This is a genomic window from Bradyrhizobium sp., from assembly GCF_030646015.1.
Taxonomy (GTDB): domain Bacteria; phylum Pseudomonadota; class Alphaproteobacteria; order Rhizobiales; family Xanthobacteraceae; genus Bradyrhizobium.
On the sequence record NZ_JAUSLT010000187.1, the window covers coordinates 1 to 5,258 of the forward strand.

The 5,258-nt window shown below is 66.2% G+C and carries 4 protein-coding genes and 2 pseudogenes; 4 read left to right on the top strand and 2 right to left on the bottom strand.

The window, feature by feature from the left end; translation table 11 throughout:
• A pseudogene (locus tag Q7T45_RS26795) lies at nucleotides 1–638 on the bottom strand (DMT family transporter); the annotation flags it as partial.
• 140 nt (nucleotides 639–778) lie between these two features.
• Nucleotides 779–1,252, bottom strand: coding sequence for a Cys-tRNA(Pro) deacylase (ybaK, locus tag Q7T45_RS26800; protein WP_304875001.1), 474 nt, complete (start codon nucleotides 1,250–1,252; stop codon nucleotides 779–781).
• A 239-nt stretch (nucleotides 1,253–1,491) separates the two neighbouring features.
• Between ybaK and Q7T45_RS26805 the strand changes: the two genes are divergently transcribed.
• From Q7T45_RS26805 to Q7T45_RS26820, 4 genes and pseudogenes are all read left to right on the top strand, one after another.
• A complete protein-coding gene (locus Q7T45_RS26805) occupies nucleotides 1,492–2,007 on the top strand; it encodes a Spy/CpxP family protein refolding chaperone (RefSeq protein WP_304875002.1) in 516 nt (171 codons plus the stop codon).
• A 58-nt stretch (nucleotides 2,008–2,065) separates the two neighbouring features.
• A complete protein-coding gene (locus Q7T45_RS26810; protein WP_304875003.1) occupies nucleotides 2,066–3,343 on the top strand; it encodes an NRAMP family divalent metal transporter in 1,278 nt (425 codons plus the stop codon).
• A gap of 268 nt (nucleotides 3,344–3,611) precedes the next feature.
• Nucleotides 3,612–4,904: an adenylosuccinate synthase gene (locus Q7T45_RS26815; RefSeq protein ID WP_304875004.1), complete on the top strand. Its 1,293-nt coding sequence runs from the start codon at nucleotides 3,612–3,614 to the stop codon at nucleotides 4,902–4,904.
• A gap of 52 nt (nucleotides 4,905–4,956) precedes the next feature.
• A pseudogene (locus Q7T45_RS26820) lies at nucleotides 4,957–5,258 on the top strand (hypothetical protein); the annotation flags it as partial.

Genomic DNA, 5,258 nt, shown 5'->3' on the forward strand with positions numbered 1-5,258 from the left:
GGAATGAGCGCAGCAGCCCCGCAGCCGAAGGTAAAGCCGACGAAAGACAGGCCGTGGATCAGCGTGCGCTAGAAGGACAGCGTCGAGTACAGCCCGAAGATCGCCAGCGCGGCGAGGAAGATGACATCGCCGATATTGAACTCGATTTTCTCTAGCGTCGTCAGGTCGCCCTGCAGCAGGATGACCAGCACGCCCGCCAGCGACACCGCGAGCCCGCCGGCCTGCGCCAGCGTCAGCCGGATGCCGAGCAGCAGCAGCGACCATATCGCGACGAACAGGGGTGCTGCCGACTGCAGCAATAGCGTGTTCAGCGCCTGGGTGTGCTCGAGCGCCCAGTATTGCATGGTGTTGAAGGCGCTGATCCCGGTGACGGAAAGGATCACCATGGTGCCGAGCCGGCCGCGGATCGCGCCCCAGTCGCGCACCAGATGTTTCCAGGCGAATGGCAGGATGATGAGAAATGCCATCGACCAGCGCAGGAACGACAGCGTGACCGGCGGAATATGCCCGGCGGCGAGCCGGCCGACGATGGCGTTGCCGGCCCAGCACAGCGCGGTGATGGACAGCAGCAAATAGGGCTGGTTGGCGATCCAGTTCCCGGAGGGGGCGGCGCCTGACGTGTGGTCGGAAGCAGACATTCTCTGGGCTCGGTTCTTGGCGCCGCTCCCCGCCCGGCGCAGCCGGGCCGGAATGTTCGCCCGGCAGGCCTCACAGACACGGGTTTTGGCTGGCTTTCAATGGCGGAAGACGCATCGCGACCATGCGGATCGCGGCCTGTTCACGCCGTCAGTTCGTGCGCGACGGCGCCGGCGGCGATGGCGGCGTCATTGGGATCGATTTCGATCTGCAATCCGCGCTGCCCGCCATTGACGAACACGGTCAGGTGGCTCAGCGCCGTCAGTTCGATCGCCACCGGCACGCGCTTTTTCTGCCCGAACGGGCTGATACCGCCGACATGATAGCCGGTGAGACGTTCGGCATCGGCCGGGCGCATCATGTTGGCCGACTTGCCGTCGAATGCCGCCGCGAGCTTCTTCATGCTGACCTCGCAATCCGCCGGCACCACCACGCAAACCGGCGTGCCGTCGACCTCGGCCATCAGGGTCTTCAGCACGCGGTTCGGATCGACGCCGAGCGCCTCGGCCGCCTGCAGCCCGGTGCTTTCGGCGCTGGAATCGTAGACATAGGTGTGCAGCTTGAAGGCGCAGCCGACCTTCCGCAGCGCAAGGGTCGCAGGCGTGGTCTTCGACATGGTGCCATTGCTCCGACGTCACGAGGCGGAGTCCAGATAGCAAATTCCAGGGCGGGCCGTCACGCCCGCTCTGCTCACAATCGCTTCCGCGAGTGCTCGGATGGTCTGGCGCTCGGACATGGCCGACCAACTTTGACTCACATCAATGCCGCTCCACTGCGTTCCGCTACCGTTACACTGACAGAGGCGTTCCGTTTGCCGGCGGGCGGGGAGCCCGGACCCCATATGGAGGCAGTGCCATGGTCGCAAGATTCGGAATGACGCTGATTGCTTCCGCAGCCTTGGGCGTCAGCGTGTTGCTGGCGACCGCCACGGCACAGCCCGGTCCAGGATCCGGATTCATGGGCCCGGGCATGATGTCGGGTCCCGGCATGATGGGGCCGGGGATGATGGGCCGCCGCGGTTTCGGCGCGATGTGCAATCCCGGCGCCAGCGGCTTTGCGGAGTGGCGGGCCGACCGGATCGCCGAGCTGGTCAAGCTGACTGACGCGCAGCGCGGCAAGTTCGATGAATTCAAGGCAGCGTCAATCAAGGCGGCGGAGGTCATGCGCAACGCCTGTCAGACCGATGTGCCCGCGACCATCCTGGGGCGAACCGAAGCCATGGAAAAGCGCATGGACAACATGCTGCAGGCGATCAAGACGATGCGGCCGGCGCTGGAGGCGTTCTACGCGACGCTGAGCGACGAGCAGAAGGCCAAGCTCGATTCGAACTACGGCCGCGGCCGGTTCGGGCGCTGGCGTGATCGCTGGTGACGGATTGATTGCCGCGATTCCCAAGGGCCATCCGGGCAATAGCGGTTAGGCTGGCGGCATGAATGAATCCTCCGACCAGTCGGCCGGCAGCCTGCCCGCGCGCCTGTGGCGCCGGCTCGGTCCCGGCCTCGTCACCGGCGCTGCCGATGACGATCCCAGCGGGATCGCTACCCACAGCCAGATCGGCGCGCAGTTCGGCTTCGCGCTGGCGTGGACCTTCGTGCTCAGTTTCCCGCTGATGGTCGTGATCCAGGAGATCGCCGCCCAGATCGGCTGCGTCACCGGACGCGGCATCGCGCACAATCTGCGCCGGCATTATCCGCGCTGGCTGCTGCGCGGCGTGGTGACGCTGCTTCTGGTCGCCAACATCATCAACCTCGGCGCCGATCTCGGCGCGATGGGCGCAGCACTTGCGCTGCTGATCGGCGGGCCGGACCAGCTCTACACCCTGCTGTTCGGCGTGGTCTGCATCGTGCTCGAGGTCTGGCTCAGCTATCCGCGTTACGCGGCGGTGCTGAAATGGACCACGCTGTCGCTGTTCTCCTATGTCGCCGTGGTGTTCGTGGCCGATGTGCCATGGCCGACGGCGCTGAAATCGCTGGTCGTTCCGACCATGGATCTCACCGGCGCCTCCGCGATGGCGCTGGTGGCGATCCTCGGCACCACCATCAGCCCTTACCTGTTTTTCTGGCAGGCCGGGCAGGAGGTCGAGGAGCAGCACCGCCACCATGCCAAGCCGCTCTGTATCTCGCCGAAGACCGCGGGGCCGGAACTCGCCCGCATCCGCCTCGATACCATCGTCGGCATGGGCTTCAGTTCGCTGGTGTCGCTGGCGATCGTGTTCGCGACCGCGGCGACGCTGCATGGCCACGGCATCACCGACATCGCGACCTCGGCGCAGGCCGCCGAAGCGCTGCGTCCGATTGCCGGCGAGTTCGCCTTTGCGCTGTTCGCCCTCGGCATTATCGGCACCGGCCTGCTGGCCGTGCCGGTGCTGGCGGGCTCGGCGGCCTATGCGGTCAGCGAGGTATTCGGCTGGGCCGAAAGCCTCGATGCCAGACCGAACGATGCCCGCGCCTTCTATGCGACGATCGCGGTGGCGACGCTGCTGGGCGCGGCGCTCAATTTCGTCGGGCTGGATCCGGTGCGGGCGCTGTATTGGGCGGCCGTGGTCAACGGCGTGCTGGCCGCACCGCTGATGGCGGTGATGATGCTGATCGTGCGCAATCCGAGGGTGATGGGGCGGCTGACGGTGTCGCGCGCCATGGCGGTCTGGGGCTGGGCCGCGACCGCCGTAATGGCTGTGGCTTCGCTGGCGTTTTTTGTTCTGCATTAGAATGACCCGAACTCCGCGGCTCCGGACATTGCCCTCGCGCTGCCACAAATTTTCAGGGGATATCAATGGGTTGGAGACCTTACAATGCGGTCAGGTAACCCCGTTCTTGCTTGCTTCGATAGCCTGCTTCCTTTATCCGATGGTATGCCTCGCATGCGAGCGGCTCCGGCCGTGATTTCGGCTGGGCGCATGATCCGGAAGAGTGGGAACCGTTTTTCCGAACCGATCATTCTCGGACCAAGACAGTTGCAGAGGGATATCTTTCGAAATGACCAATGTCGTCGTCGTCGGCGCCCAATGGGGCGACGAAGGGAAGGGCAAGATTGTCGATTGGTTGTCGGAGCAGGCCGACATCGTCGTGCGCTTCCAGGGCGGCCACAATGCCGGCCATACCCTCGTCATCAACGGCATCACCTACAAGCTGGCGCTGCTGCCCTCCGGCGTGTTGCGGCCCTCGAAGCTGGCGGTGATCGGCAACGGCGTGGTGTTCGATCCGCAGGCCTTCCTCGACGAGGTGACCCGGCTGAGGGGCCAGGGCGTCGCCATCAGCCCGGACAACCTGCGCGTCGCCGAGAACGTCACGCTGATCCTGCCGCTGCACCGCGAGCTCGATGCGCTCCGGGAATCGTCCAACGCCCTGACCGCGATCGGCACCACAAGGCGCGGCATCGGCCCGGCCTATGAGGACAAGGTCGGCCGCCGCGCCATCCGGTTGATGGATCTGGCCGATCTCGACACCCTGCCGCACAAGATCGACCGCCTGCTGGCGCACCACAACGCGCTGCGCCGCGGCCTCAGCCTCGAGGAAATCGACGGCGGCGGCATTTTGAAGGAGCTGAGCGCGCTGGCGCCGCAGCTGTTGCCTTACGCCGAGACGGTGTGGCGGCTGCTCGACCAGAAGCGCCGCGAGGGCAAGCGCATCCTGTTCGAGGGCGCGCAGGGCGCGCTCTTGGACGTCGACCACGGCACCTATCCCTACGTCACCTCGTCCAACACCGTGGCGGCGCAGGCGGCGACCGGCACCGGCATGGGCCCATCCGCGGTCGGCTATGTCCTGGGGATCTGCAAGGCCTATACGACCCGGGTCGGCCAGGGCCCGTTCCCGACCGAGCAGGACAACGAGATCGGCCGCCTGATCGGCGAGCGCGGCCGCGAGTTCGGCACCAATACCGGCCGTCCGCGCCGCTGTGGCTGGTTCGACGCGGTGCTGGTGCGCCAGACCGTGCGGACCTGCGGCATCAACGGGCTGGCGCTGACCAAGCTCGACATTCTCGACGGTTTTGACACCATCGAGGTCTGCACCGGCTACACGCTGGACGGCAAGGAAATCGACCATTTGCCGGCCGGCGAGGGTGCACAGGCCCGGATCAAGCCGGTCTACGAGACCATCGAGGGCTGGAAGGAGCCGACCGCCAATGCCCGCTCCTGGGCGGATTTGCCGGCCCAGGCCATCAAATATGTTCGCCGGGTCGAGGAATTGGTGGGTTGTCCCATCGCCTTGCTTTCCACCAGCCCGGAACGCGAAGATACTATTCTGGTGCAGAACCCGTTTGAGGCTTAACGAGATGTTACCGGAAGGCCTGCAATGTGAAGGCCTGCAATGTTGAGACGAGATGGCTGATTACTACCCGCTGATCGCCCGCGCCATTGCCGGCCTGGACCCCAGTGCCCCCGGCGAGAGCCGGCGCGCGCTGTATGAGCGGGCCCGCGCCGCGCTGATCGCGCAGCTGCGCAGCGTGCAGCCTCCCTTGAGCGAATCCGAGATCACCCGCGAGCGGCTGTCGCTGGAAGAGGCCGTCCGCAAGGTCGAATCCGAGGCCGCCCAGCGCGCCCGCGACGCCTCGCGCGGCGGCGCCCGCGCCGGCGATTCCTTCCGCGCCACCACACGGCCAACCGGCCGGCCGGGCGAGCCGGC

Coding starts and splice junctions, on each gene's coding strand:
- ybaK (WP_304875001.1), bottom strand. CDS start 1,252: ATGTCGAAGACCACGCCTGCGACCCTTGCGCTGCGGAAGGTCGGCTGC.
- Q7T45_RS26805 (WP_304875002.1), top strand. CDS start 1,492: ATGGTCGCAAGATTCGGAATGACGCTGATTGCTTCCGCAGCCTTGGGC.
- Q7T45_RS26810 (WP_304875003.1), top strand. CDS start 2,066: ATGAATGAATCCTCCGACCAGTCGGCCGGCAGCCTGCCCGCGCGCCTG.
- Q7T45_RS26815 (WP_304875004.1), top strand. CDS start 3,612: ATGACCAATGTCGTCGTCGTCGGCGCCCAATGGGGCGACGAAGGGAAG.